Genomic DNA, 24,610 nt, shown 5'->3' on the forward strand with positions numbered 1-24,610 from the left:
TCCGCCATCGTAACCGCTGCCGTGCGGCGCGGTGGCGGCAGGCCTGCGGCTCAGACGCTCAGGTAGGCCCGCCGCGCCGCCTCGTCGGCGCGCAGCTCGGCCATGGTGCCGTGGTAGCGGATCTGGCCCTTCTCCAGCACGTAGGCCCGGTCGGCCACCAGCGCCGCGAAGTGCAGGTTTTGCTCGGACAGCAGAATGCTGGCCCCCTGCGCCTTGAGCTCGAGGATCATCTGCGCCATCTGTTCCACGATCAGCGGCGCGACGCCTTCGGAGGGCTCGTCGAGCAGCACCAGCAAGGGATTGCCCATCAGCGTGCGTGCCACCGTGAGCATCTGTTGTTCGCCGCCGCTCATCTGGCCGCCGGGCCGTTCCTGCATCGCACCCAGGTTGGGAAAGAGCCGATAGAGCGCCTCCGGCTGCCAGTGGCGCGCGGGCGTGCCGTCCGGCCACCGGCGCGGCGGCTGGCGCCCCACCTCGAGATTCTCGGCCACCGTGAGATCGGTGAAGATGCGGCGGTCTTCGGGCACATAGCCCAGGCCCAGCCGCGCCACCTCGTGCGGCTGGCGCCGCATCAGGTCATGGCCCAGGAAGCGCACCGAGCCCTGCCGGCGCGCCAGCAGGCCCATGATGGCCTTGAAGGTGGTGGACTTGCCCGCGCCGTTGCGGCCCATCAGCGCCACCACCTCGCCGCGTCCCACGTCGAGGTCGAGGCCGAACAGGATGTGGGCCGCGCCGTACCAGGCGTGGAGCCCGCGCACCGCGAGCAGCGGCGCCGGCACGGCGGGGGTATCGGGTCGGGTTGCGCTCATGCCGGCCCCGCCGGGGTCTCGAAGGTCTTGCCCGTGCCGAAATACACCGCCTGCACCTGCGGATCGTTGCGCACCTGCTGCGCGTCGCCCTCGGCGATCAGCCTGCCGCGCGCCAGCACGATGATGCGATCGGCGTAGGCGAACACCACGTCCATGCTGTGTTCGGTGAAGAGCACCGCCATGCCGCGTTCGACCACCAGCCGCTTGATGAGCGCCATGAGCGCGTGGCGCTCGGCCGGCGCCATGCCGGCGGTGGGCTCGTCCATCAGGAGCAGGCGGGGGGCGTTGGCCAGCGCCATCGCCAGCTCCACCCGCTTGATGTCGCCATAGGCCAGCTCGCTGCACGGCCGCGCGGCCTGCGCCTGCATGCCGACCTGCTCGAGCAGCGCCATGGCCGCGTCGCGGTACTGCCCCGCCGCACGCCGCAGCAAGGCATAGGTGCGGCCGTGGTGGGAAAGCAAGGCCATCTGCACGTTCTCCAGCACCGTGAGCGAGGCGAAGGTGGCGGCGATCTGGAAGGTGCGGCCCACGCCCAGGCGCCAGATGGCGCGCGGCTTGCGGCCCAGCAGCTCGTGGCCGTCCAGGCGCACGGAGCCAGCGCTGGCGGCCAGCTGGCCATTGACCATGTTGAAGGTGGTGGACTTGCCGGCGCCATTGGGCCCGATCAGGGCGAGCAGCTCGCCGGGCGCGACATCGAAGCTGACGTCGTCGACCGCGGCCACGCCGCCGAAGGCCTTGGAAAGATGCCTGACCTGCAACAGACTCATGCGCCCTCCCCGTCCGCGCCGCGCCGCGGCCAGCGCAGGCGGAAGAACCCGGCGATGCCCTGCGGAAAGGCCAGCACCAGCAACAGGATCACGCCGCCGAACAGCGCGCGCCAGTACTCGGTGGCGCGCAGCGCGTAATCCTGCAGCAGGCCGAACGTGGCCGCGCCGACGACCGGGCCGGCCAGGGCCTGGATCCCGCCCAGCAGCACCATGACCAGGCCGTCGATCGACTTGCCCACGCCCAGCGCGTCGGGCGAGATGCTGCCCTTGGAATACACATAGAGCGACCCGGCCAGCCCCGCGAACAGCCCCGCCAGCGTGAAGGCGGCCCACTGCACGCGCTTGACGTCGATGCCGACCGCATCGGCGCGCAGCGGCGAATCGCGGCCGGCACGCAGCGCCAGGCCGAACGGCGCGAACACGAGGCGGCGCACGGCCAGGAGCGCCAGCGTGGTGAGCAGCAGCACGGCGTAGTAATAGGCATTGCCGGAGAGCCAGTCGGCGGGCCAGATGCCGATGATGCCGTTCGATCCGCCCGTGACGCCATCCCACTGGAACACCACCGACCACACGATCTGCGCGAAGGCCAGCGTCAGCATCGCCAGGTAGACGCCCGACAGCCGCACGCAGAACCAGCCGAACACCAGCGCGCCGAGCGCGCCGGCCAGCGGCCCGAGCAGCAGCGTGGCCGCCATGGGCAGGGCCGCAGTCTTGAGCAACAGCGCCGCGCCATAGGCACCGAGGCCGAAATAGGCGGCATGGCCGAACGAATGCATGCCGCCCGGCCCCATCAGCAGGTGCAGGCTGACCGCGAACAGCACGAGGATCAGGATGTCCTGCGCCAGCACCACCGCATAGGGCAGCAGGCTTTCGGCCAGCGGCAGCAGCGCCAACAGCGCGAGCAGGCCCATCACCGCCAGGCGCGCGCCGCGCCCGGCAGGGCGCAACGGCGGCTCGGCGGGCGCCGCGCTGCGGCTGGCCGACTGCGGCCGGCCGAACAGGCCCCACGGCCGGAACACCAGCACCAGCGCCATGACCAGGAACTCGACCACCAGCGTGAGCCGGGAGAACGACACCTCGATGCCGAACAGAGAGACATTGCCCAGGAAGACGCAGAGCGCCTTGATCTGCGCCACGATCAGCGCCGCGACGTACGCGCCCGGGATCGAGCCCATGCCGCCCACCACCACGATCACGAACGCGTCGCCGATGGTGCGCAGGTCCAGGCTCAGGCTGGCGGGCTCGCGCGGCAGCTGCAGCGCGCCGCCCAGGCCGGCCAGCATCGCGCCCAGCGCGAACACCCCGGTGAAGAGCCAGGCCTGGTTCACGCCCAGGGCGCCGAGCATCTCGCGATCCTGCGTGGCCGCCCGCACCAGCATGCCCCAGCGGGTGCGCGTGAGCGCCAGCCACAGCAGGCCCAGCACCAGCGGCCCGACCGCGATCAGCACGAGGTTGTAGGTGGGATAGGCGCGTCCGAACAGGTCGATCGCGCCGCCCAGGCCCGGCGCGCGGCGGCCGAGCTGGTCTTCCGCGCCCCACAGCCACAGCGTGGCGTCGTTGATGATGAGCACCAGCGCGAAGGTGGCGAGCAGCTGGAACAGCTCGGGCGCCTTGTAGATGCGTCGCAGGAGCACCACCTCGATGGCCGCGCCCAGCGCGCCCACGATCAGCGCGGCCGCCATCAGGCCGAACCAGAAGCCGGCCGCCCCCGCGCCCAGCCGCTCGACCAGCGTGTAGGCGAGGTACACGCCCAGCATGTAGAGCGAGCCGTGCGCGAAGTTGACGATGCGCGTCACGCCGAAGATGAGCGACAGGCCCGCCGCCACCAGGAACAGCGACGAGGCCTCCGCCAGGCCGTTGAGCAGCTGGGCCAGGAAACCCGTCAGATCCATTCGGGCAGGCACCGGCAGCGTGACGAGGCCGGCCGCGCGGCGTGGACGGGCGCGCCCGTGCGCAGCGGCGTCACGGGGCCCGGCGCAGCTTGCGCACTTCGTCGTCGGAGGGCTGCACCTTGGCGCCGTCGACGTAGCGGATGTCGATCATCACACCCTTGCCGTCTTTCGAGGCGAGCTTGCCCACGTAGGCGCCCATGGTCGACTGATGATCGATCTCGCGGTATTCGATGTCGCCGAACGGAATCGTGAGCTTGAGGCCCGCGAAGGCCTTGATCAGCGCCTCGGTGTCGGTCGAGCCCGCCTTCCGGATGCCTTCGGCCAGCGACTTGATGGTGCTGTAGCCCACCACCGAGCCCAGCCGCGGGTAGTCGTTGAACTTGGCCTGGTAGGCCTTGAGAAAGGCCTGGTGCTCGGGGGTGTCGATGAACTGCCAGGGGTAGCCGGTGACGATCCAGCCCTCCGGGGTCTCGTCGCGGAAGGTGTCGAGATACTCGGGTTCGCCGGTGAGCACGCTGACCACGGCGGTGTTCTTGAACAGGCCGCGCGTGTTGCCCTCGCGCACGAACTTGGTCACGTCGGTGGCGAACAGCACGTTGAAGATGGCGTCGGGCCTGGCATCGGCCAGGGCCTGCACCACGCTGCCCGCGTCGACCTTGCCGAGTGGCGTGGCCTGCTCGGCCACGAACTCCACGTCGGGCTGCGCGGCCTTCATCAGCGTCTTGAAGGTGGCCACGGCCGACTGGCCGTATTCATAGTTGGGATAGACGATGGCCCAGCGCTTCTTGTTGAGCTTGACCGCCTCGGGCACCAGCATCGCCACCTGCATGTAGGTGGAGGTGCGCAGGCGGTACGTATAGCGGTTGCCGTCGTGCCAGACGATCTTGTCGGTCAGCGGCTCGCTCGCCAGGAAGAACACCTTTTTCTGGCGCGCGTAGTCGGTGAGGGCCAGGCCGATGTGCGACAGGAACGAGCCGGTGAGCACGTCGACCCGCTCGCGCGAGAGCAGCTCGTCGGCGGCGCGCACCGCGTCGCCCGGGTTGGCGTTGTCGTCGCGCACCACCAGCTCGAGCTTCTTGCCGTTGACGCCACCGGCGGCATTGACCTCGTCGAGCGCAAGCTGCATGCCTTTCTTGTAGGGCTCGAGAAAGGCCGGCTGGGCCTTGTAGCTGTTGATCTCGCCGATCTTGATGGTGCCCTGGGCCCAGGCGGAGGCACACAGCAACAGCGCGCAAGCGGCGCCGGCCAGCGGAATGGAGCGGATGCGGAGGTTCATGTCTTTCCCTTGCAGACACCGAAAAATTTCGATGTTGGCCCTTGCCCTGGCGCAACGTCCATGCGGATCCGTCTGGCACCGTCCGCGCGGGGGCGGCGCCGGGAAAAACCGGAAACGGGGACTCGGGCCGGGCGGCCTCGCTTTCTGGTCGCCGCGCGCCGGAGGTCTCCGGCGCGCAGATCATGGCGAAGTATACCGACTGCCCGCCCCCGGAATCAGGCCGCCTGGGCCTGCTGGACCGGCTCGTTGTCGATGCGGCGGAACACCAGCGCCGAAGCCAGCGTGACCAGCCCGACCACCACGAAGGCGATGCGGAAGGCCTGGCCGGCGTCGCCGTGGGCCGCGAACACCGACACCAGGCCGCCGCCGATGGTCACGCCCAGGCCCATGGCCAGCATCTGCACCATCGAGAACAGGCTGTTGCCGCTGCCCGCATCGCGGGTCGACAGGCCTTTGAGGGTGACGCCGTTCATGGCGGCGAACTGCATCGAGTTGCTGGCGCCGAACACGCCCAGCACCGCGATCTCGAGCCAGAGCGGCGTCACCGCCGAGAAGCTGGCGAAGGCCGCGATCGACAGGCCGACGATCACCGTGTTCCAGAACAGGAAGCTGCTGTAGCCGAAGCGGCGCAGCAGCGGCGCGATCCAGCCCTTGGCAAAGGTGCCGGCGATGGCCGCGGGCAGCATCATCAGGCCGGAGTGCAGCGGGCTGTAGCCCAGTTGCAGCTGCAACAACAGCGGCAGCAGGAACGGCACCGCGCTCGAGCCCACGCGGCACACCAGATTGCCGACCAGGCCGGTGGAGAAGTTGTGGTCGCGGAACAGGCCGAGCCGGAACAGCGGATCCGGGTGGCGCCGCGCATGGGCCACGTAACCCAGCACGGCCGCCACGCTCACGGCCAGCAGCGCCATCGACACCAGCAGGCGGTGCGGCCCCGGTGGGCCTTCGAGCGCCAGCGAGAACGACACCATGCAGAGCGACAGCAGCCCGCCGCCCACCCAGTCGAAGCGCGGCGCCTGCGGCAGGCTGTCGTCGGGCATGAACTTCCAGACGCCGAGCAGGCCGAGCGCGCCGATGGGCACGTTGATCAGGAAGATGGCGTGCCACGAGAGCGACTGCACGAACCAGCCGCCCAGCGTGGGCCCGAGGATGGGGCCGACCTGGCCCGCGATCGAGATCATCGCCAGCGCGGCGATGTAGGCCTCGCCGCGGATGGTGCGCAGCACCGCCAGCCGGCCCACCGGCAGCAGCATGGCGCCGCCCACGCCTTGCAGCACGCGCGCCGCCACCAGTTGCGGCAGCGACTGCGCGGTGGCACAGAACACCGAACCGAGCACGAACAGCAGGATCGACACGAAGTAGACCCGGCGCGAGCCGAAGCGGTCGGCCAGCCAGCCCGACGCCGGCGTCAGCAGCGCCATGGTCAGCGTGTAGGCCACCACCACCGGATGCATTTCCAGCGCCGATACCCCCATGCTGCGCGCAATCGAGGGCAAGGCGGTGTTGACGATCGTCGTATCGAGCGCCTGCATGAAAAAACCGCCCGCTATGGTCCATAGCATGGCGGTGTGGGCGGATGACTTCGGCATGGAAAACTGCGGCTCCGGGCAAGGAATTCGGGGGTCGCACGCGATAAGTCGTGCGCGATGGAGTCATTCTAGGTAAGCTGAGGCCTATCGTGAACCCCTTTAGGCACACTGACTGCTATCGATAATTCCGATAGACCTGTCGTGTCCCCCCGCTGCCATGCTCAATCCCGTCTGGCTCCAGACCTTCGTCACGGTCGCCACCGCCCACAGTTTTTCGCAGGCCGGGCGCGAGCTCGGGCTGACCCAGTCCACCGTGAGCGAGCACATCCGCCGCCTCGAAGACACGGTGGGCCGGCGCCTCTACACGCGCGACACGCATTCGGTCGCGCTCACGGCCGACGGCGAGGCCATGCTGGTGCACGCCCGCCTGATCCTGGAGGCGATGGCGCACGCCGAGTCGCAGTTCCGCTCGCCGCGCCTGCGCGGCCGGGTGCGGCTCGGCTGTTCCGACGACATCGCGCTCGGCCCCCTGCCCGGCATCCTGGCCGCGTTCCGCAATGCCCACCCCGACGTGGAGCTGCAGATCACGATCGCCATGACCGGCCGCCTGCACGAGCTGCTCGACGGCGGCGCGATCGACCTGCTGGTGGGCAAGCGCCGACCCGGCGAGGCGCGCGGCACGCGCTTGTTCACCAGCCATCTGCAATGGATCGCCCGCACCGGCACCGAGGTCGACCTCGGCCAGCCGCTGCCGCTGGTGCTGGCCGCCGAACCGAGCGTGACGCGCGCCGTGGTGCTGGACGCGCTGGCGGTGGCGGGCGCGAGCTGGCGCATCGTCTGCACCAGCAGCTCGCAGGCCGGCAGCAGCGCCGCGGCCCGCGGCGGCCTGGGGCTGACCGTGCGGCCGCAGTTCATGAGCGGCCGCGGGCTCGCGCCGCCCACCAACGCGGCGGCCCTGCCGGCCCTGCCCGACGTGGAATTCGTGGCCGTGGGCGCCGAGCACCTGAGCCGGCCCGCGGAAACCCTGCTGCAGATCCTGCTCGACAGCGAACTGCGCGGCGACTGGACCACCGTCTAGGCGCGCCGCTCCCCCACGCGCCACCAGCCCGGCAGCAGCGCGCGCACCTTGCCGCGGCGGAAGCGGTCGTCGATCAGGTGCACCGTGCCGGTGTCGGTCTCGCTGCGGATCACGCGGCCGGCCGCCTGCACCACCTTCTGCAGGCCGGGATAGAGGTAGGTGTAGTCGTAGGCGGACTCGTCGCCGAAGCGCGCGCGCATGGTTTCCATGATGCGCTCGTTGACCGGGTTGACCTGCGGCAGGCCGAGCGTGGCGATGAAGGCGCCGATCAGGCGCCGGCCCGGCAGGTCCACGCCCTCGGCGAAGGCGCCGCCCAGCACCGCGAAGCCCACGCCCTGCCCGCTTTCGGTGAAGCGCGCGAGGAATCCCGCGCGGGCGGCCTCGTCCATGCCGGGCGCCTGCTGCCAGAGGGGCACGTGGGGCTGGCGCTGGCGCATGGCCTGCACCATCTGCTCGAGATAATCGAAGCTGCTGAGGAAGCAGAGATAGTTGCCGGGCTGCGCGGCGTACTGCTCGGCGATCAGCGCGGTGATGGGGGCGAGCGACTGGCCGCGGTCGCGCCAGCGCGTCGACACATTGCCCACCACTTGCACGCGCAACTGATCGGCCGAGAACGGCGCGGCCACGTCGACCCAGGCGGTCGAGGCCGGCAGCCCGAGCGTATCGAGATGGAAGCCCGCCGGGCTGAACGTGCCGGAGAACAGCACGGTGCTGCGCGCGGCCGCATGGCGTGCCGCCAGGTAAGGCGCCGGCACCACGTTGCGGATGCAGATGTCTGATTCGGTCTTGCCGAGCGCGTCGCGCCGGGTGATGTCGAACAGCGCGTGGCTGCCGAAGCTCTCGGCCAGCCGGCCAAACTGCAGCAGCGTGAAGTACAGGCCCAGCAAGGGATCGTCGGGCGCGGCCGGCCCGCTGGCGAAGTGTTCGGCGAAGGCGGTGCTGGCGCGCTGCGCCGCCTCGCGCAGATTGGGCGGCACCATGTCGTGGGCGGCGTAATCGCCCTCCTGCTTCTTCAGCACCGCGCGCCACGAGCGCAGCAGCCCGTCGAGCGGCTTGCGCAGCGCCACGGGCGCCAGCGTGCGCGCCGCGCGCACCGCGCCCATCGACACGCTGACGCTGTACATGCGGCGGGCCCGCTCGAGCAGGTTGTGGGCCTCGTCCACCGCCACCGCCACGCGCCATTGATGCGCCTGCGTATAGGCATAGAGCATCGCGCTGGAATCGAACCAGTAGTTGTAGTCGCCCACCACCACGTCGCCCCAGCGCGCCAGCTCCTGGCCCAGGTAGTAGGGGCAGACATCGTGCCGGTCGGCCACGGCCCGCACCGCCGCGCGGTCGAGCACCGCGTCGGGTTCGGCCAGGGCCTCGGCGCGCGCCTCGGGCAGCCGATCGTAGAAGCCGCGGGCCCGCGGACACGATTCGCCGTGGCAGGCGCGATCGGGATGGGCACAACTCTTTTCGCGCGCAACCAGTTCCACCACCCGCAGCGGCAGCACCTTGCCGGGGCCGGCGTCGAGCCGGGCCAGCGCCGCCAGCGCCAGGCCATGGCCCGGGCCCTTGGCGGAGAGAAAGAACACCTTGTCGAGGCCCTGGGTGGCGCAGGCCTTGAGCAACGGGAACAGCGTGCCCAAGGTCTTGCCCACGCCGGTGGGCGCCTGCGCCATCACCGGATGCCCGTCGCGCGCGGCGCGATACACCGACACCGCCAGCTGGCGCTGGCCGGCGCGCATCTCGCCGAACGGAAACGCGAGCGCTTCGAGCGCGCCGTCGCGGGCCTCGCGGTGGGCCCGTTCGCGCGCCGCCCAGGCGGCGTAGCGCTCGCACAGGCCCGCGAAGAACTGCGCCAGCGCCGCGGCGTCCAGCGTCTCGGCCTCGGCCGATTCTTCCTCGGTGTCGAGATTGAAATAGACCACCGCCACGGTCAGGCGCGCCAGCCCGCGCGATTGGCACAGCATGTGGCCGTAGACGCGGGCCTGGGCACGATGCAGCGCGCGCTGGTTCTCGCGCAGCGCCGAAAGCTCGCCGCGATAGGTCTTGACCTCTTCGACGCGGGCCGCCACCGGGTCGTAGCCGTCCGCGCGGCCGCGCACGGTCAGGCCGGCATGCTGGGCGTCGAGGCTGACCTCATGTTCGAAGTGCGCGGGGCGGCGCGCGGCGATCACGGCGTGGCCCGCCATGCCCTCGAGCGCGGTGGGCGCCGGCGTGAAGCGCGAATCCAGATCGCCCTCGCGCGCCGTGAAATCGCACAGCGTGCGCACCGCCACGGCGAGATTCATGGCGACACCGCCATGCTGTCGGCCTCGGCCCAGCGCACGTGGCAGACCCGCACCGGCAGGCCATGCTCGGCCGCATAGGCCAGCCAGCGCAGCTGGTTGTCCTGCAGCCGGTCGCCCGGCCCCTTCACCTCGATCAGCTCATAGCGGCCCTCGCCGGGCCAGAAGCGCACCAGGTCGGGCAGCCCCGAACGATTGGTCTTGAGATCGTCGAGCAGGCGCGCGAACCACAGCGCCAGGTGCGCCGGCGCGATGCAGGCCAGCGCCTGCTCGAGCAGTTCGCGGCGCAACATGCCCCAGAACACGAACGGAGACTGCACGCCCTGCTTTTCGTCGAACCGCGCCAGGATGCGGGCGCGGTGGCTGCCGTCGCGGAGCGCGCCCAGACAGTCGTCGAACGCGGCGGCGCGGCGGGCGCGGAAACCGGCCTCGTGCAGGTCCGCGGGCCCGCGCTGGAACGGATGAAAGAAGGCGCCCGCCACCGGATGGAAGATGGCCTCCCAGCACAGCAGGCCGAACAGCGAATTGATGAGGCCGTTTTCGACGTAATGCACGGGCGCGTCGTCCGCGCCCAGATGATCGCGCGCCACCCATTCGACGCGGCTCGCCTGCGCCGGCCGGGGCAGCACCAGCTCGAAGACCTCGGGCGGCGCGGCGCGCACGCGCGGCGGCGGGGGTTGCTCGGCCTGCCGCGCCAGCCGGGGCAGCATGCGCGCCACCAGCTGGCGTTCGGCCTCGCTCTCGCTGTCGGCCAGGGCCGCGAGCGCCAGCGCATGCGCCTCGGCGTGGCGCGCCTGGCGTTCGACCACGCGGATCAGTCGCTGCCGCGCGCCGGGATAGGCCGAGGCCCGATAGGCGCGTTCGGCCTCGCGCCAGTCGGCGCGGCGCTCGCACCACTGCCCCAGCCGGAACCAGGTCTTGGCCTGCTTGCGCGCGAGCCAGGGCGCCGACGAGGGCCAGGCGGCGATGCGCGCATGCAGCTCGGCCGCCGGCGCGGGCTCGGGCGCGTCCAGGCTGTCGCGCACCGCCTGCAGGCCGAGCCAGGTGTCCAGGTCGGCGGCGTCGCGGAAGGCCCGCGTGTCCGCGTCGAGCGCGACCGGCTCGTATTGGAAGATGCCGAGGTCGGCCAGCACGAACTCCGACCAGCTCTGGTCGAGGTTGCCGAAAAACATCAGGCGCAGCCGCTCCGCGAGCCCGGCGATCTCCACCGACCAGATCGCTTCGCCGGGCGCGGCGCCCCAGGCGCTGCACGGACGCAGATCGGGCCCGCCCAGATGGGCGCGCAGTGCCGCCAGCAGCGCGTCCTTGCGCCAGGTCGCGCGCGCGCCCGCCGCCGGATACCGGCGCAGCAGCTCTTCCTTGGTGTGCAGCGCGGCCCACGTGGGCCAGTCGAGCTCGGGATCGGCGCGCAGCCAGCCCAGCGCCAGCAGCGGCGCGGCGGCCGCGGCGATGTCGCCGATCTCTTCGTAATGAAGGCGCGCCGCGCGGAACACCCGGTGCCGCCGCATCAGCAGGCGCACGGCGAGCGCGCGGGCCGGCTGCGGCAACTGCGCGAAGGCCGCGAGAAAGTCCTGTTCGGCGGGCAGCAGCACATCGGCGTAGCGCGTGGCCAGCCAGTCCAGCGCGTGCTGGAAATTGTGCAGGTAGTAGTAGCGATGGGCGGGAAACATGCCGGCGGCGGGCCGTGTCGAACCAGGATCCAGGGCGATATGCGTGTGCTGGATGGATATCCAGTCAAATCATAACAAAACGCCGCGGCCCCTGCCCCGCGGGTGCGGTCGGCGCGGGGGGCGGGGCTGGCGCGGCGGCGCTGATCCCTGCCGGCCCCGGCCGACCCGCGCGGGCCGGCACGACAGGAATTGCGTGCGCGCGCAACAATTTGCCGCCGCGGCGTGCCATCACGCCACAGGCCCGCCTCATGCCGGGGAAAAAGCCCGGATTCCGGCCTTGTTTTCACGCCCAGGTCGCACGGTTGCGGGTAAGCTAAGGCCCGGTCCCTCGCCGTGCGCCCGCCATCCCGCGGGCGCGGGCGATCCCCCGCGCGGCACGCGCGGTGGGGCCGACGCCGTTTTCACCGACTATCAGGAAACGACATGAGCAGAGAGAACGTCCGCAAACTCCTCTCGATGACCGCCGGCGACAGCGAACTGCGCGAGCGCGTCGAAAGGCTTTGCGACGGCAACGCCATCAGTTCGGCGGCCCGCGTGGTCCGCCTCGCGGAAGACCTGGGCATCACCTTCCGGATCGAGCCGTTCCTGGTCGAAATGCAGGCGCGCACCCAGGCGGCGCGCGACAAGGCCGCCGCCGACGGCCGGCCCGACGACGGGCCGGCGCGCTGGCGCTTCAACTGACGCGCCGGCCTCGCCCGCGCCCGCGTCACGCCCTTCACTCCTGCGGCGCCTCGCGGCTCGCACGTTGCTTCGCCGGCCCTTCGGCCTGGGTCAGGTTGTAGGCCGTGTTGACCAGGCCGATGTGCGAGAAGCCCTGCGGATAGTTGCCCACCAGCCGTCGCCGCGCCACGTCGTATTCCTCGGCCAGCAGGCCCAGATCGTTGCGCCGTCCCAGCAGGCTCTCGAACATCGCGTTGGCATCGTCCAGGCGCCCCTGCATCGCATACGCGTCCGCGAGCCAGAAGCTGCAGGCCAGGAACGCGCCCTCCTCGCCCGCCAGGCCGTCGTCGGTCTTGGCCATGCTGTAGCGGCGCAGCAGCCCACCCTGCAGCAGCTCGCCCTCGATGGCCGCGACCGTGCCCTGCACGCGCGGATCGTCGGGCGGCAGGAAGCCTACCTGCGGGATCAGCAGCAGGCTCGCGTCGAGACCGTCGCCGCCGTAGTACTGCACGAAGGTGTTGCGGCGGGCGTCGAAGCCGTGCGTGAGGATGTCGTCGCGGATGCGCTCGCGCAGCGCGCGCCAGCGCGCCACCGGTCCGCGCAGGCCGAATTGCTCGCATGACTTGATCGCGCGGTCGAACGCCACCCAGCACATCAGGCGCGAATGCGTGAAGGCCTGCTTGGGCCCGCGCACCTCCCAGATGCCGTGGTCGAGCGAGTCCCAGATCTTTTCGAGCGGCTTGAGAAACACGTTCTGCAGCCGCCAGGCCTCGGCCAGCGGCGCCAGCCCGGCCGCGCGCGCCGCGTGCAGCGTCTCGATCAGCTCGCCATACACGTCGAGCTGGATCTGGCCGGCGGCACCGTTGCCCACCCGCACCGGCTTGCTGCCGGCGTAGCCCGGCAGCCAAGGGACGTCGTGCTCGGGCAGCCAGCGTTCGCCGGCGATGCCATACATGATGTGCAGCTGGTCGGGATGGCCGGCCGCGGCGCGCAGCAGCCACTGCCGCCAGGCCTCGGCCTCTTCGCGATAGCCGGCGTTGAGCAGCGCGTAGAGCGTGAGCGAGGAATCGCGCAGCCAGCAATAGCGGTAGTCCCAGTTGCGTTCGCCGCCCAGTTCCTCGGGCAGCGAGGTGGTGGGCGCGGCCACGATGCCGCCGGTCGGCGAGAACGTCAGCAGCTTGAGCGTGATGAGCGAGCGCACCACCGCCTGGCGCCGGGGGCCATCGGGCCCCTCCCAGCGGCAGCGATGGGCCCATTGCTGCCACCACGACACGGTGCGCTCCAGGCTCTCCATGCGATCGGCCACGAAATGCGGCGTCTTGTGCGAGCGGTGGTACGACAGCGTGAACGGCACGACCTCGTCGGCGCACACGCTGAATTCGGCGGTGCTCACCATGTCGTGCCCGTCGAGCGGCACCGGGGTGTGGAGCTCGACCGCATCCGGGCCCGCGATGGCGCTCAGCCCGTAGTCGCGCCGGCGCACCCACGGCACCGCCTGGCCGTAGTTGAAGCGCAGCACCAGCTCCATGCTCATGTCCACCGTGCCGCGCAGGCCGCGCACCACGCGCACCACGTCGACCTTCTCCTCGTCTTCGGAGAGCGGCATGAAGTCGTGTACCACCGCCACGCCGGTGGCCGTCTCGATGCGCGTCTCGAGCACGGCCGTGTCGGGCACGTAGCGGCGCGTGATGCGCGCCTGCGGCTCTGCCGCGCTGATGCGCCAGCGGCCGTGCGAGGCATCGCCCAGCAAGGCGGCAAAGCAGGCGGGGGAGTTGAAGTGCGGCAGACAGAGCCAGTCGATGGAACCGTCGCGCGCCACCAGCGCGGCCGACAGCATGTTGCCGATCAGACCGTAGTCCTCGAGCGGCTTGGGGTAGCCATTGGCCTGCATCAGCCCGCCCCCCGGAATTCCGGATAGAGCGTCATGCCGCCGTCGACGAACAGCGTGGTGCCGGTGACGTAGTCGGCATCATCGCTGGCGAGCCAGACCGCGGCGCGGCCGATGTCGTCGGGCTCGCCGATGCGGCCGTACGGGATCAGCTTGAGCAGGTCGTTCATGGCCTGCGGCGTATCCCAGGCCTCGCGGTTGATGGGCGTGCGGATGGCGCCGGGCGCGATGCTGTTGACGCGGATGCGGCGCGGCGCGAGCTCCTGCGCCAGCGAGCGCATCAGCAGGTTGATGCCGCCCTTGGAGGCGGCGTAGTTGGCCTGGAACGCCCAGGGAATCACTTCGTGCACCGAGCTCATGAAGATCATCGTGCCCAGCGCGCGCACGCCCGCGGGCGGCATGCCGCGCGCGATGAAGCGCCGCGCCGCCTCGCGGGCGCACAGGAATTGCCCGGTGAGATTCACGTCGATCACGCGCTGCCATTGCGCCAGCGTCATGTCTTCGATGGCCGAGGGCTGCTCGATGCCCGCGTTGTTGACGAGGATGTCGAGCGGCCCGTGCTCGGCCTCGGCCCGCGCGAACAGCGCCTGGACCTCGTCTTCCTTGCTCACGTCGGCCTGCAGCGCAATGGCCTGGCCGCCGGCCTGCACGATGTCCTGGGCGACCCGCGCCGCGCGCGCCGCGGACTCGCCGCCGCTGCTGTGATTGACGGCGACGCGCGCACCGGCCTGCGCCAGCGCCACGGCCACCGCCTGACCGATTCCTGACGACGCGCCGGTGACCAGCGCGGTTCGTCCTTCCAACACCTTCGGCATGCCTGTCTCCTTGCGGCAACATCCGGCGCATCGCGCCGTGAATGGCAGGCTCCCCTATTTTTTCTTCAAGCTTAGCGGCGCATTCGTCAATCCACAACCATCGCCCGCCAGGCCGCGCCAGGCATGACGCTTGCTCTTCGCAACCCTGGCGCGCAGCGCCCGCACGCCGCGCGCGTACGCCGTATTCTTGCGTGCGCCTGAACACGCGTCCTTGCGACTTTACATACACTATGACTCCCGCCGGCAGGGTTCGCGCGCGCAACGAGCGCGCGGCCAGGCCGTTGCAATGTTGGAGTCTGCATTGATGGAAGTCCGTATCGAACCCTACCCCGGCTGCGATGAAGCCGCGCGCTATCTGCTGGCGGCGCGGCATCGCGGCGAGCCTGGTCCGCGCCTGCCCGAGCACTGCCGGCCGGCCACCTTGGGGCAGGCCCTGGCCGTGCAGATGCGCACGGCCGAACTGCAGCAGGCGCAAGGCGCGCCCATCGCCGCCTGGAAAAGCGCGGTCCCCACGCCCGAGAAGATCGCGGTCGCGCCGATCTACGCGCCGTCCGTGCACCAGAGCCGCCACGGCACCGCGCCCGCCGCCGATGCCATGGTGCGCATCGAACCCGAGATCGCCTTCGAACTCGCACGCGACCTGCCCGCGCGCGAGGCGCCCTATGCGCCCGCCGACGTGGATGCCGCCGTCGGCGCCGCGCGTCTCGCGCTCGAGGTGCTGGGCTGCCGCTACAGCGCGCCGCAGCACGTGCCGCTGCCCGAGCTGCTGGCCGACCACATGTTCAACCAGGGCCTGGTGCTCGGCCCCGAGATCGACGCGCCCGCGCCGGCGCAGATGCCGATCGAGGTGCATGTCGACGGCACGCTCCAGGAAGATCACGACGGCGTGCACCCCAACACCGATCCGCGCGCCGGCCTCTACTGGATCGCCGAATTCCTGCGCGCCCAGGGCCTGGGCCTGCGCGCCGGCCAGCACGTGATCACCGGCTCCTATGCCGGCTACATCGACGTGCCCGCCAATCGCGAAGTCCGCATCGTCTACGGCTCGCTGGGCGAGATCGCGCTGCGCTTCGTGCGCTGACGCGCCCTCAGGCGGGCGCGCCGCCCTCGCGCGCCCGCGCATAATCCTTCAAGAGTCGCATGAAGCGCTGCGCATGCCGGCTCGGGCGCTCGAAGCCCGAGCGCACCAGGCTGAGCTGCAGCGGAATCGCTTCCTCCAGCGGCCGCACCTCGATGCCGGGCCAGCCGGCCTGCTGCACCGAAAACTCGTCGACGATCGCCACGCCCACGCCGGCCCGCACCAGCGCGCAGGCAAGCTCGGCGCGCACGATGTCGACCGTGGCGTGCCAGCTCACGTCGGCGCGCTGGAACGCCGCCGCCACCAGTTGGCCGAACGGAATGTTGCGGCTGTAGAGCACCAGCGGATAGGCCGCGAGCTCGGCCAGGCCGACCGCGCGCCGCGCGGTGAGCGCGTGGCCGGTGGGCATGATGCACACCATCTGCCCCGTGGCGAAGGGCTCGACCACCAGATTGGGATGGTCGATCGGCAGCACCGACACCGCCAGTTCGGCCTTGCGGCCCAGCAGCTCGTGCGCCATGTCGGCGAGCAGGGTCGTGTGGTACTTGAGGCGCACGTTCGGAGACTGCGCCAGGAAGCGCGCGATCACCGGCGGCACGAAGTTGAGCGCGAGGCTCGGGCTCGAGCACAGCGTGAGCGCTCCTTCCGGCTGGCGCGCGAGGTCGCGCGCGAGCTCGTCGATGCGCAAGGCCTCGTCGAACAGCGGGCCGACCTCCTCGAACAGCCGCAGCGCCTCGGCGGTGGGCGTGAGCTTGCCGCGGTCGCGCGCGAACAGTTGCAGGCCCAACGCTTGTTCGGTGTGGGCGATGAGGCGGCTCACCGCCGGCTGCGACACGAACAGCAGCTTGGCCGCCCCGTTCATCGAGCCGGTCAGCATGACCGCGCGAAACACCTCCATCTGACGCAACTTGAAGCGCACGCCCGGCTCCTTTACGGCTGATCCAATAATCGAATGTTATACCCCCTGGCCAACTGGGCATAAGCCTGGATTTTCGGCCTTCGGTAGGATTCCCGCATGGGCGGTGGCACGCATCGCCCGGAAATCCGGATCGTTCGATAAGGGACCTGCATGACACTGAAATTGGGATTCGTCGGCCTGGGCATGATGGGCCTGCCGATGCTGGAGAACCTGGCCCGCGCCGAGGGCATCGACATCGTGGCCTTCGACCGCGCCGAGGCGCCGTTCGAGCGCCTGCAGCGCCACCCCGCCTGGCAGCGCAGCCTGCGCCGCGCCGCAACGCTGGCCGAACTGGCCGACCGCGAACTGGTCATCACCATGCTGCCCAACAGCACCATCACCAACGAGGTGGTCGCGGGACCCGGCGGCCTGGCGGGCCTGCTGGCGCGCGGCAGCACCGTGATCGACATGGGCTCGTCCAATCCCGCCGACACCGGCGTGCTGGCGGCCGCCCTGGCCGAGCGCGGCATCGTGCTGATCGACGCGCCGGTGTCCGGCGCGGTGGCCAAGGCCGCGACCGGCACGCTGGCCATCATGGTCGGCGCCGAGCCGTCCGACCTCGACCGCGTGCGGCCGGTGCTGGCCCACATGGGCACCACGGTCATCCATACGGGCGCGGTCGCCTCGGCCCATGCCATGAAGGCGCTCAACAACTATGTGTATGCGGCCGGCCTGCTCGCCGCCTCCGAGGCGCTGCTGATCGCCGACCGCATGAAGCTCGACCTCGGCATCTTCACCGAGGTGCTCAACGCGTCGAGCGGCCGCAACGTGGCCACCGAGACCAAGCTGCGCCAGTTCATCGTGCCGGGCACCTTCAACGGCGGCTTCGCGCTGGCGCTGATGGCCAAGGACCTGGGCACCGCCGACAGCCTGCAGGACCTCACCGGCGTGCAGGCCGAGCAGCTCGCGCTGTGCACGCGCCTGTGGCGCGAGGCGCGCGAACAGCTGCCCGCCACCGCGGACAACACCGAGATCTATCGCTACCTGCGCGACCGGGCCGCCGACGCCGTCGCGGCCTGAGCCCCCCGCAGGACGGACGGACCCGCACGACCGGGCCGCCGACATCCAATAACAGGAGACAACCCATGCCCACCCTTTTCCGCCAGCTCGGCCTGGCAGCGGCCGCCTGCGTGCTGGCCACCGGCAGCGCACTGGCTGCCTACCCCGACCATCCGATCCGCCTGGTGGTGCCGTTCCCGCCGGGCAGCATCACCGACGTGGTGGCGCGCGCGCTGGCCAAGGACATGGCCACCGACCTGGGCCAGCCCATCGTGGTGGAGAACAAGCCCGGGGCCAACGGCATCATCGGCACCCACGACGTGGCGCGCGCCAAGCCCGACGGCTACACGCTCGTGATCGTGGGCGTGTCCACCGCCGCCAGCGGCGTGAGCCTCTTCAAGGACCTGCCCTACCATCCGGCGCGCGATCTCACGCCGATCGGCGCGATCGCGGAAACGCCCTATCTGCTGGTCGGCTCGCACAAGATGCCGGGCAAGACCGTGGCCGATCTCTACGCCTACGGCAAAAAGAATCCCGGCAAGCTGACCTATGCCTACGGCTCGGGCAGCGCCCAGGTCTTCGGCGCCAAGCTCGCGAGCATGGGCGACATCAGCGTCACGCCGGTGCCCTATCGCGGCGGCCCGCAGGCACTCACCGACGTGATCGGCGGCACCGTCGACCTCACCTTCACCGACCTGGCCAACGGCCTGCAGCAGGCGCGCGCCGGCAAGGTCAAGGTGTACGGCGTGACCACGCCCGAGCGCTTTGCCCTCACGCCCGACGTGCCCACGCTCAACGAGACCGGCGCGCCCGGCTTCGATTTGACCGTGTGGTTCGGGCTGATGGGCCCGGCCCAGCTGCCGGCCGACATCACCGCCCGCCTGTCGCAGTCGCTGCAGCAGGCGCTGGCCCGCGACGAGCTCAAGGACACCTATGCCCGCCAGGGCCTCTCGCCGATGAAGCAGGGCCCGGCCCAATTCGGCGCCTACGTGTCGAGCGAGATCGACAAGTGGGCCGCCATCGTCAAGGAAACCGGCATTCCGCCGCAATAACCCGACCGTCTTCGACAAGGAAGTCCGCATGTCATTGATCGAAATCCGCAAGCGCGCCCTGCTCAAGGAAACCACCTATCACGAGAATGGCCCCGCGCCCGACCAGCCGCTGGTGCTGGCGGCCGCCTGCGCGGTGATCCGCAATCCCTACGCGGGCCGCTACGAGCCCGACCTGATGCCCTTCATGGCCGAGCTGCGCACGCTCGGCACCGAGCTGGCCACCGAGCTGGTCGACACGCTCGGCGGCAAGGACCGCGTGGAGGTCTACAGCAAGGCCGCCATCGTCGGCATCGACGGCGAGATGGAACACGGCGCCGTCTGGCACGAGGCCGGCGGCTGGGCCATGCGCAGCGCGCTGGGCGAGCCCAAGGCCATGGTGCCGGCGGTCAAGGCCGTGGCCAGCGCGGGCTACCGCGTGATGGTGCCGGTGCACTACATCCACGCCTCGTACGTGCGCAGCCACTTCAACAGCATCGAGATCGGCATCCAGGATGCGCCGCGCCCGCGCGAGATCCTGTTTGCGCTGGTGATGGGCACCGGCGGGCGCGTGCATTCGCGCCTGGGCGGGCTCACCAAGGAAGCGGTCAAGGTGCACGACGGCCAGCGCTGACCATGAAAAAAGCGGCCCGTGCGGGCCGCCTTCGGCTTGGCGACACGGCGGCCCTCGGGGGCCGCCGTTGCCTTTCATCGCCTCACGATGCCTCGAGCGCCTGCGGCACCATGCGCACGGCGCGCACCTGCGCGATGCGGCGGCCGTCCAGGCGCATGACCTCGAAGCGCCAGTCGCGCCACGGCACCACCGCGCCCACCGGCGGCAGCGTGCCCGAGGCCCGCAGCAGGCAGCCCGCCAGCGTGGCGTCGTCGGGATAGTCGCTCGCCAGCTGCGGCGCGTCGAGGATGCGCGCCACCTCGGTGATCTCGAGACGGCCGTCGAACAGCCACGCGCCGTCGGCCATGTGGGCCGCGCCCGCCGCGCCCTCGTCACCATGGTCGGGCAGATCGCCGGCCACCGCGGTCAGCAGGTCCATCGGCGTGACCAGGCCCTCGCACACGCCATGCTCGTCGACCACGATCAGCAGGTGTTCGCGCGACTCGCGCATGGCGTCGACCAGCTTGAGCACCGGCATGGTCTCGGCCACGTAATGCGGCTCGTGCGACAGCTCGATCAGGTCCACCGGACCCGGCACGCGCAGCGGCTCCATCACGTCCTTGAAATGCAGCACGCCGATCACGTTGGACGGATCGCCTTCGCACAGCGGCAGGCGCGAGTGGCCGCGCGCGAACTTCTCCAGCACCACCTCGGCCGGGTCTTTCACGTCGAGCCATACCATCTCGCCGCGCGGGACCATGATGGCGCGGATGTCGCGATTGCCCATCGACAGCACGCGCTCGATCATGGTGCTCTCTTCCGGTGCGAAGGCGGGCTCGTCCTCGTCGCCGTCGTGGCCGTGCGAGGCGTCGGCCGCGCCGTGGGCGTCGCCCTCGTGGCGGTCGGCACGCAGCAGGCGCAGCACGGCGCGCGCGGTGCGCTCGCGGCGGCCCAGGCCGTGCACGTCGGGCGTGGTGTTGCGGCGCGCCAGCTGGTTGAACAGCTCGATCAGGATCGAGAAGCCGATCGCGGCATACAGGTAGCCCTTCGGAATGTCGAAGCCCAGGCCTTCGGCCACCAGGCTGAAGCCGATCATCAGCAGCAGGCCCAGACACAGGATGACCACGGTCGGGTGGCGGCCCACGAACGACATCAGCGGGCGGCTGGCCAGCATCATCACCACCATGGCGATCACCACGGCGGTCATCATGATGCTGAGCTCCTGCACCATGCCCACGGCCGTGATCACGGAGTCGAGCGAGAACACCGCGTCGAGCACCACGATCTGCAGGATCACCTGCCAGAACACGGCGTGCTGGGTGCGCTTGCCGCCGGCGCCATGGGCGCGGCCCTCGACGCGTTCGTGCAGCTCCATCGTGCCCTTGAACAGCAGGAACAGACCGCCCAGGATCAGGATCAGGTCGCGGCCGGAGATCTCGGCGCCGAACACCGTGAACAGGGGCGCGGTGAGCGTGACCACCCAGGCGATGCTGGCCAGCAGGCCCAGTCGCATGATGAGCGCCAGCGACAGGCCGACCAGGCGGGCCTGGTTGCGCTGATGCGGCGGCAGCTTGTCGGCCAGAATCGCGATGAACACCAGGTTGTCGATGCCCAGCACGATCTCAAGCACGATCAGTGTCGCCAGGCCCAACCACGCGGTGGGATCGGCCATCCAGTCAAAAATCATCTGAGGTCCTCAGGAACAAGAAAACGGAAAGCGCGCGCGCGAGCCAGGGGCACGCGCGCGGCGCGGATGCGGAAACAGGGGGATGCGGGGCGGGACGCCCGGATGCGGCGAAACAGGCGCGGGGCGCCGGCGCACGCAGGGAATGCGAGGGACGTGCCGACAGCGAGCGTCGGCGGCGCGGAGCGGGCCGCGCGCAGGTCGGTGGAGATGGCGGCCGGCGGCGTGGCGATCACGGCGCCGACCCTACTAGGAGGCTCGTCGTGCATAAAAGCGGTTCACCGTCAGGGGGCAGGACCGCGCGCCGCAGCGCGCCGGGACAGAGGGCCATCGTTCGATGATAGCCAATCGTTCCCTGGCCGGAGACACGCGCTGCCGTGAGGTGGCGTGTCGCCGGGCCTGTCTTGCGCCGGACGCGATGTCCGGGCCAGAAGTGACAGATGCCCGCAATACTCTCTTTCTTACAGGACTCTGAATAATACCCGAAATCGGGGACCGCGCAAGCGCGCCGGGCACCCGACTTGCGGCGGCGCGTCCGGCGCCACGCGGCCGGTTGTCGCGGCCCGGCAAAGCTCTTACGCTGGACCGACGGGCGCGTCCCGGCGCCGCTGCCCGCCACCGCTTGAAATCGGTGCCCGCACCACCACTTACCATCCATGGTCAAGAGGGCGAGTTCATGAGATCGCGCGATTTTTCTTCCTGGGTCTGGGGCGACGCGCTGGCGCTGCTCCAGCATGCGGAGCGGATGCAACAGCACCTGCTGCGCAGCACCGCGCAGCCTCCCTGCTGGGAGCCGCCGGTCGACATCATCGAAACCGATACCGACATCACGGTCGTGCTGGCCGTGCCGGGGGTGGGGCCCGACGACGTCGTCGTGCGCTTCGATCCCGACGGGATCGCCATATCGGGCCTGCGGCCGTTCCCGGCGGCGTACCGTTCACGCATTCATCGACTCGAGATCCCGTATGGGCGCTTCGCGCGCCGCATCCGGCTCTCGCTGCATGCGCTCGAACCGCTCACGCCGCGGCTGGAAAACGGCTGCCTGATACTGACGCTGAACAAACTGAGGGAGGCTCCATGACGGACCTGCGCACCCTGCCCGACGACGCCCGCATCATCATCCCGCTGCGCGACGCCGTGCTTTTCCCCGGCGTGCTGTCGCCGGTCACCGTAAGCCGCGACATCTCCGTCGCCGCCGCGCAGGAGGCCGTCAAGGCCGAACGCCCGGTAGGCTTCCTGCTGCAGCGCGACCCGAAGAAAGACGTGGTCGTGCCGGAAGACCTGTGCTGGGTCGGAACCGAAGGCCAGATCGCCCGCTACATCACCGGGCAGGACGGCGCGCACCATCTGCTGGTGCAGGGCCAGTCGCGCTTTCGCGTGCTCGAGTTCCTCGAAGGCTGGCCCTTCCTGGTGGCGCGCGTCGCGCTGATCGAGGCGCCCGCCGCCAGCGACAATGAGGTCGAGGCGCGCTTCCTGCAGCTCAAGCGCCAGGCGATCGACGCGATCGCGCTGCTGCCCAACGTGCCCGACGAACTGGTCGCCGTGGTCCAGGGCATCGAGTCGCCCGGCCTGCTCGCCGACATGGTCACCAATCTGGTGGACATCAAGTCGGAGGAAAAGCAGGACATCCTCGAGACCTTCGACCTGGCGCGCCGCCTCGACAAGGTCATCGGCCTGCTGGGCGCGCGCATCGAAGTGCTGCGCCTGTCCAAGGAGATCGGCGAACGCACGCGGGCGCAGTTCGACGAACGCCAGCGCGAGACCGTGCTGCGCGAGCAGCTGCGCCAGATCCAGAAGGAGCTGGGCGAAAACGACGACAACGCCGCCGAGCTCGAGCAGCTGAAGGAAGCCATCGACCAGGCCGGCATGCCCGAGGACATCCTGCGCCATGCGCGCAAGGAGCTCGGCCGCCTGCAGCGCATGGGCGACAGCAGCGCCGAATACGCGATGCTGCGCACCTACCTGGAATGGCTCACCGAGGTGCCCTGGAAACCGGCGCCGCAGAACGCCATCGACCTGACCGAGGCGCGCAACGTGCTCGACGACGATCACTTCGGCCTGGACAAGATCAAGCGCCGCATCGTCGAGTATCTGGCGGTGCGCAAGCTCAATCCCGCGGGCCGCAGCCCCATCCTGTGCTTTGCCGGCCCGCCCGGGGTGGGCAAGACCTCGCTCGGGCAATCGATTGCGCGCGCAACCGGCCGCGAGTTCCAGCGCGTGGCGCTGGGCGGCGTGCACGACGAGGCCGAGATCCGCGGCCACCGCCGCACCTATCTCGGCGCCCTGCCCGGCAACATCATGCAGGCGATGCGGCGCGCCGGCACCCGCAACGTGGTGCTGATGCTCGACGAGATCGACAAGCTCGGCGCCGGCGGCTTCCATGGCGATCCGGGCAGCGCGCTGCTCGAGGTGCTGGACCCGGAGCAGAACCACAAGTTCCGCGACAACTACCTCGGGGTCGACTACGACCTGTCGCAGGTGATGTTCATCTGCACGGCCAACGCGCTGGACACCATCCCGGGGCCGTTGCGCGACCGCATGGAGATCATCCAGCTGCCGGGCTACACCGAGGAAGAGAAGATCCAGATCGCGCGGCGCTACCTGGTGGCGCGCCAGCTCGAGGCCAACGGCCTCACGCCGGCGCAGGCCGACCTCAGCGACGCGGCGCTGGCCGGCATCGTGGGCGACTACACCCGCGAGGCGGGCGTGCGCAGCCTCGAACGCGAGCTGGGCGCGGTGCTGCGCCACGCGGCCGTCGAGATCGCCGAGGGCAAGGCCGAGCACGTCCACATCGACGCGGCCGACCTGCCCGCGATCCTCGGCCCGCAGCGCTTCGAGAACGAGGTCGCGCTGCGCACGGCGGTACCGGGCGTGGCCACCGGCCTGGCCTGGACGCCGGTGGGCGGCGACATCCTGTTCATCGAGGCCAGCAAGACGCCGGGCAGCGGACGGCTGATCCTGACCGGCCAGCTGGGCGACGTGATGAAGGAGTCGGCCCAGGCCGCCCTCACGCTGGCCAAGACCTGGAGCCGCGACGCGATGGACAAGATCGACGTCCACATCCACGTGCCGGCGGGCGCCACGCCCAAGGACGGGCCCAGCGCGGGCGTGGCCATGTTCGTGGCGCTGGCCTCGTTGCTGTCCGACAAGCCGGTGAGCGCCAACGTGGCCATGACCGGCGAGGTCAGCCTGCGTGGCCTGGTACTGCCCATCGGCGGCGTCAAGGAGAAGACCCTGGCGGCGCTGCGCGCCGGCATCACCACCGTGATGCTGCCGCGCCGTAACGCCAAGGACCTCGACGACGTGCCGGCCGAGGCGCGCGCCAAGCTGCGCTTCGTGCTGCTCGACCGCGTGGAGGACGCGCTGCGCTGCGCGCTCGACGGCGACTGCGAGGCGGTCGCAGCGGCGGCGGCCACGCCCGCCGCCGCCCTCCAGCCCGAACCGGCCGAGGCCCGCGGCCCGGCCGCCGGCTGACGCGGCCGCGCCTCCGGCAGACCCGGCCGCGCCGACGCGCCTGCCGACGCGCCTGGCGCCACGACACCGGCCCGGCTGCATCGCGCAGCCGGGCCGGTGTCACGTCGGGGGATGGCGTG

Annotated in this window: 19 protein-coding genes; 8 read left to right on the forward strand and 11 right to left on the reverse strand. The window is 70.5% G+C overall.

The annotated features are described in order from the left end of the window. Positions 1-50: 50 nt before the first annotated feature. From CEG14_RS11220 to CEG14_RS11240, 5 genes are all read right to left on the reverse strand, one after another. Entirely contained in the window at positions 51-809 is a 759-nt protein-coding gene (locus CEG14_RS11220) for an ABC transporter ATP-binding protein (RefSeq protein WP_094826439.1), read from the reverse strand. After that, positions 806-1,576 carry an ABC transporter ATP-binding protein gene (locus CEG14_RS11225; RefSeq protein WP_094826440.1) on the reverse strand — a complete coding sequence of 257 codons (771 nt, stop codon included), beginning with the start codon at positions 1,574-1,576 and terminating at the stop codon, positions 806-808. The genes CEG14_RS11220 and CEG14_RS11225 overlap by 4 nt, the downstream gene beginning before the upstream one ends. Next, positions 1,573-3,468, reverse strand: a complete 1,896-nt coding sequence (locus CEG14_RS11230) for an ABC transporter permease (protein WP_094826441.1) — start codon at positions 3,466-3,468, stop codon at positions 1,573-1,575. The genes CEG14_RS11225 and CEG14_RS11230 overlap by 4 nt, the downstream gene beginning before the upstream one ends. 70 nt (positions 3,469-3,538) lie before the next feature. Next, positions 3,539-4,744 (reverse strand): ABC transporter substrate-binding protein, encoded by a 1,206-nt coding sequence (locus CEG14_RS11235; RefSeq protein WP_094826442.1) that lies wholly within the window; start codon positions 4,742-4,744, stop codon positions 3,539-3,541. A gap of 215 nt (positions 4,745-4,959) precedes the next feature. Beyond that, a complete protein-coding gene (locus tag CEG14_RS11240) occupies positions 4,960-6,333 on the reverse strand; it encodes a DHA2 family efflux MFS transporter permease subunit (RefSeq protein ID WP_094826443.1) in 1,374 nt (457 codons plus the stop codon). 157 nt (positions 6,334-6,490) lie between these two features. Here CEG14_RS11240 and CEG14_RS11245 point away from each other — a divergent pair, with 157 nt between their 5' ends. Continuing rightward, positions 6,491-7,351 (forward strand): LysR family transcriptional regulator, encoded by an 861-nt coding sequence (locus CEG14_RS11245; protein ID WP_094826444.1) that lies wholly within the window; start codon positions 6,491-6,493, stop codon positions 7,349-7,351. Here CEG14_RS11245 and CEG14_RS11250 read toward each other — a convergent pair. Both CEG14_RS11250 and CEG14_RS11255 read right to left on the reverse strand, forming a co-directional pair. After that, positions 7,348-9,627 carry an ATP-dependent DNA helicase gene (locus CEG14_RS11250; RefSeq protein ID WP_094826445.1) on the reverse strand — a complete coding sequence of 760 codons (2,280 nt, stop codon included), beginning with the start codon at positions 9,625-9,627 and terminating at the stop codon, positions 7,348-7,350. The two genes, CEG14_RS11245 and CEG14_RS11250, sit on opposite strands and share 4 nt — an antisense overlap. Further along, a complete protein-coding gene (locus tag CEG14_RS11255) occupies positions 9,624-11,294 on the reverse strand; it encodes a VRR-NUC domain-containing protein (protein WP_094826446.1) in 1,671 nt (556 codons plus the stop codon). Before CEG14_RS11255 ends, CEG14_RS11250 begins: the two co-directional genes overlap by 4 nt. Before the next feature lie 423 nt (positions 11,295-11,717). Here CEG14_RS11255 and CEG14_RS11260 point away from each other — a divergent pair, with 423 nt between their 5' ends. Next, the gene (locus CEG14_RS11260) at positions 11,718-11,975 is read left to right on the forward strand and encodes a Nif11-like leader peptide family natural product precursor (RefSeq protein ID WP_094826447.1); all 258 of its coding nucleotides are present in this window, start codon (positions 11,718-11,720) and stop codon (positions 11,973-11,975) included. Positions 11,976-12,009: 34 nt separating this feature from the next. On the opposite strand, the gene CEG14_RS11265 is transcribed toward CEG14_RS11260, so the two are convergent. Together CEG14_RS11265 and CEG14_RS11270 are read right to left on the reverse strand one after the other, a co-directional pair. Beyond that, positions 12,010-13,845, reverse strand: coding sequence for a glycoside hydrolase family 15 protein (locus CEG14_RS11265; protein WP_094826448.1), 1,836 nt, complete (start codon positions 13,843-13,845; stop codon positions 12,010-12,012). Then, positions 13,845-14,657 carry a glucose 1-dehydrogenase gene (locus CEG14_RS11270; protein ID WP_094826449.1) on the reverse strand — a complete coding sequence of 271 codons (813 nt, stop codon included), beginning with the start codon at positions 14,655-14,657 and terminating at the stop codon, positions 13,845-13,847. Before CEG14_RS11270 ends, CEG14_RS11265 begins: the two co-directional genes overlap by 1 nt. A 304-nt stretch (positions 14,658-14,961) precedes the next feature. Here CEG14_RS11270 and CEG14_RS11275 point away from each other — a divergent pair, with 304 nt between their 5' ends. Next, entirely contained in the window at positions 14,962-15,738 is a 777-nt protein-coding gene (locus tag CEG14_RS11275) for a fumarylacetoacetate hydrolase family protein (protein ID WP_179280585.1), read from the forward strand. A 7-nt stretch (positions 15,739-15,745) separates the two neighbouring features. Here the strand turns inward: CEG14_RS11275 and CEG14_RS11280 are convergent, their stop codons facing one another. Further along, positions 15,746-16,654 carry a LysR substrate-binding domain-containing protein gene (locus CEG14_RS11280; protein WP_094826451.1) on the reverse strand — a complete coding sequence of 303 codons (909 nt, stop codon included), beginning with the start codon at positions 16,652-16,654 and terminating at the stop codon, positions 15,746-15,748. A 150-nt stretch (positions 16,655-16,804) separates the two neighbouring features. On the opposite strand from CEG14_RS11280, the gene CEG14_RS11285 reads away from it, so the two are divergent. The 3 genes from CEG14_RS11285 to CEG14_RS11295 all read left to right on the forward strand — a co-directional run bounded on the left by CEG14_RS11285 (position 16,805) and on the right by CEG14_RS11295 (position 19,354). Next, complete coding sequence (locus tag CEG14_RS11285; protein ID WP_094826452.1) at positions 16,805-17,713, forward strand: NAD(P)-dependent oxidoreductase; 909 nt, start codon at positions 16,805-16,807, stop codon at positions 17,711-17,713. Positions 17,714-17,778: 65 nt separating this feature from the next. Beyond that, complete coding sequence (locus CEG14_RS11290; protein ID WP_094826453.1) at positions 17,779-18,744, forward strand: Bug family tripartite tricarboxylate transporter substrate binding protein; 966 nt, start codon at positions 17,779-17,781, stop codon at positions 18,742-18,744. Positions 18,745-18,772: 28 nt separating this feature from the next. Beyond that, a complete protein-coding gene (locus tag CEG14_RS11295) occupies positions 18,773-19,354 on the forward strand; it encodes an amino acid synthesis family protein (protein WP_094826454.1) in 582 nt (193 codons plus the stop codon). Positions 19,355-19,436: 82 nt separating this feature from the next. Here CEG14_RS11295 and CEG14_RS11300 read toward each other — a convergent pair whose 3' ends face one another. After that, entirely contained in the window at positions 19,437-21,020 is a 1,584-nt protein-coding gene (locus CEG14_RS11300; protein WP_094826455.1) for a TerC family protein, read from the reverse strand. 673 nt (positions 21,021-21,693) lie between these two features. Here CEG14_RS11300 and CEG14_RS11305 point away from each other — a divergent pair. Together CEG14_RS11305 and lon are read left to right on the forward strand one after the other, a co-directional pair. After that, positions 21,694-22,098, forward strand: a complete 405-nt coding sequence (locus CEG14_RS11305; protein WP_094826456.1) for an Hsp20/alpha crystallin family protein — start codon at positions 21,694-21,696, stop codon at positions 22,096-22,098. Next, a complete protein-coding gene (gene lon, locus CEG14_RS11310; RefSeq protein ID WP_094826457.1) occupies positions 22,095-24,491 on the forward strand; it encodes an endopeptidase La in 2,397 nt (798 codons plus the stop codon). The genes CEG14_RS11305 and lon overlap by 4 nt, the downstream gene beginning before the upstream one ends. Positions 24,492-24,610: the final 119 nt, after the last annotated feature.

This window comes from Bordetella genomosp. 1, assembly GCF_002261335.1.
GTDB lineage: Bacteria > Pseudomonadota > Gammaproteobacteria > Burkholderiales > Burkholderiaceae_B > Bordetella.